We start from the raw sequence: 2,701 nt of genomic DNA on the forward strand, positions 1-2,701 counted from the left end.
GCGGCCCCGCCGGCAGGCAGCGCCGGTTGCCGAGCCCCCGGGCCCCGTCCACCACCACAATGTCGATGTCGCGGCCCAGTGCCAGATGCTGCAGACCGTCGTCGCTGACGATGATGTCGCACCCTTGCTCCACGAGCGCCCGGGCGCCGCGGGGTCGATTCGGATCCGCCACCACCGCGACACCGGTCTGGCGAAACAGCATCGCGGGCTCGTCGCCACACTCGGCGGGGTCGGTGTCCGCGCTCACCCGCAGCGGGTGGTTCTTCGCCCGGCCGCCGTAGCCCCTTGTCACGATGCCCGGGGTCCAGCCGTTGTCCACCAGCCGGCGCACCAGCCACGCCACCAGCGGCGACTTGCCGGTGCCGCCCAGGGTGATATTGCCGACCACGATGACCGGCACCGGCAGGCGAGTGACCGCTTTTCGGCCCGTGGCGTAGGCGCGCGCTCGGCGCGCCATCAGTACCCGGTAGAGCGCCCCCAGCGGGTAGAGCGGTACCAGCCAGGCAGACCCGCCCGGCCGATAGGCGGCGTCGAGCCAGCGGCTCGCCAGGCTCACGCCGGCTCCTGGAACTGCATCTTGTGGAGCGCGGCATAGGCGCCGTCGCGTTCGAGCAGCGCCTGGTGAGTGCCGGACTCGACGATGCGCCCCTGCTCCATCACCAGGATGCGATCGGCGCGCTCGATGGTCGAGAGCCGGTGGGCGATCACCAGGGTCGTGCGCCCCTTGCAGACGTACTCGAGGGCCTTCTGGATATAGCGCTCGGATTCGGAATCGAGCGCCGAGGTCGCCTCGTCGAAGATCAGGATCGGCGCCTTCTTGTAGATCGCCCGGGCGATCGCCAGGCGCTGGCGCTGGCCGCCGGAAAGCGTCAGGCCGTTCTCCCCGACCAGCGTATCGAAGCCCTGGGCCAGCTTGTCGATGAACTCGCTGGCGTAGGCGGCATCGGCGGCCTCCTTGACCCGGGCCAGGTCCGGGGCCGGGTCGCCGTAGGCGATATTGGCGGCGATGGTGGTGTTGAACAGCGTCACCTGCTGGGAAACGATGGCGATCTGCCGGCGCAGCGCGCCGAGGTCGTATTCGTCGATATCAACGCCATCGATCAGCAGGCGCCCTTCCGAGGGCCGATAGAAGCGCGGCAACAGACCGACCAGCGTCGACTTGCCGGCACCGGAGCGCCCGACGATGGCGATCATCTCGCCGGGGGCGACGTGCAGGTCGATGCCGTGCAGCACGTCCGGGTGCTCCTCGCCGTAGCGAAAGCCGAGGTTCTCGAAGCGCACGTCGCCTTCGAGCGTCTCGGGCGCCAGGGTGCCCGCGTCCGGCTCGCGAGGCAGGTCCACCACGGCGAAGAGTTCCGCGGCGGCGGCCAGGCCCTTCTGGATATCGCCATTGATTTCGGTGAGCTGGCGTACCGGCTTGATCATCAGCGCCGCAGCGGTGATGAAGGCGACGAATTCGCCCGGGGTCATGTCGGCCATGAAGGCCGGCGCCATGGCGAGCCACACCAGCAGCGCCATGGAGATCGCCACCAGCATCAGGATGACCGGCGAGCTGACCGCGCGCGTCATCGCCTGCTTCATGCTCTGGCGGCGGTTCTCTTCGCTGGCGCGCTCGAAGCGCTTCTTCTCGAAGCCCTCGGCACCGTGGGTGCGCACCACCCGGTAGCCGGTCAGCGCTTCGGAGGCGACGTGAGTCACGTCGCCCACGGAGTTCTGGATGCGCTTGGAGATCTTGCGAAAGCGCTTGCTGACGTAGCTGACGACGACGGCGATCACCGGCGTGACGCCCAGAAACAGCAGCGTGAGCATCCAGTTGGTCCACAGCAGATAGAGGATCAGCCCGATCACGAACAGCCCCTCGCGCAGGATCACCGTCACGGCGTTGGTGGCCGCCCCGGCCACCTGCTCGACGTGGTAGGTCACCCGCGACACCAGGTGTCCGCTCGAGTGCTGGTCGAAGAAGCGCCCCGGCAGGTGCAGCATGTGGTCGAACACGTCGCAGCGCAGGGTATGGATCACGTAGCGGCCCACGTAGGCCATGTAGTAGGTGCTCAGGAAGGTACCCACCCCGCGGGCGGCGAACATCAGCACCACGAACAGCGGAAGGAACAGGCGAAATGCCGCGTCCGGGTTCTGGATACCGTCGATCAGCCGCTTCATCATCTCGGCCAGCGCCGTGCTGGAGGCGGCATAGATCAGAAAGCCGATGATCGCCAGCGCGAACATGCGCCAGTGCGGCTTGACGTAACTCAACAGACGTTTGTAGATCACCCAACTGGAATCGGTCACACGCGCTCCTGGCCGTAGTGTGCAATGCGCCGGATTCTACCCTAAGGCGCGCCTTATCGACACCGCTTGCGCCCTCCTCCCGGCGCGCGCTGCGGTGAAACCTCGAGATCCTCGCCGGCCCGCAGCACGAAGGTCAGCGCCCCGTCCTGGGCCGTGTTCCACAGGCAGCTCCCCACGGCGCGAAAACGGCGTACCACCGCGTCCGTCGGGTGGCCGAAGGCGTTGCCTCGCCCGGCGCTGAAGACCACGTGCCTGGGCCGCGTCTCGCGCACGAACTGGATGCCGGAACTCGTGTTGCTGCCGTGGTGCCCCGCGACCAGCACGTCGACCGGCCCCTCGAGCGCGCCGAGAAAGCGCCGCTCGCTGTCGCTGCCCGCGTCGCCGGTGATCAACAGGCGATGCTCGCCGATGC

At 68.1% G+C, this 2,701-nt stretch carries 3 protein-coding genes; all 3 read right to left on the minus strand.

All coding sequences use genetic code 11. From position 1 onward, the window contains the following. On the minus strand, positions 1 to 556 hold a 556-nt coding region (gene lpxK, locus BIS11_RS14585), incomplete at its 3' end, for a tetraacyldisaccharide 4'-kinase (protein ID WP_253586393.1). After that, positions 553 to 2,289 (minus strand): lipid A export permease/ATP-binding protein MsbA, encoded by a 1,737-nt coding sequence (msbA, locus tag BIS11_RS14590; RefSeq protein ID WP_253426103.1) that lies wholly within the window; start codon positions 2,287 to 2,289, stop codon positions 553 to 555. The genes lpxK and msbA, both read right to left, overlap by 4 nt. 53 nt (positions 2,290 to 2,342) lie before the next feature. Next, positions 2,343 to 2,701 (minus strand): ComEC/Rec2 family competence protein (locus BIS11_RS14595; RefSeq protein ID WP_367399220.1); only part of this gene is annotated, 359 nt, incomplete at its 5' end.

It is taken from the genome of Halomonas sp. 707D4 (assembly GCF_024158685.1).
Classification (GTDB): domain Bacteria; phylum Pseudomonadota; class Gammaproteobacteria; order Pseudomonadales; family Halomonadaceae; genus Vreelandella.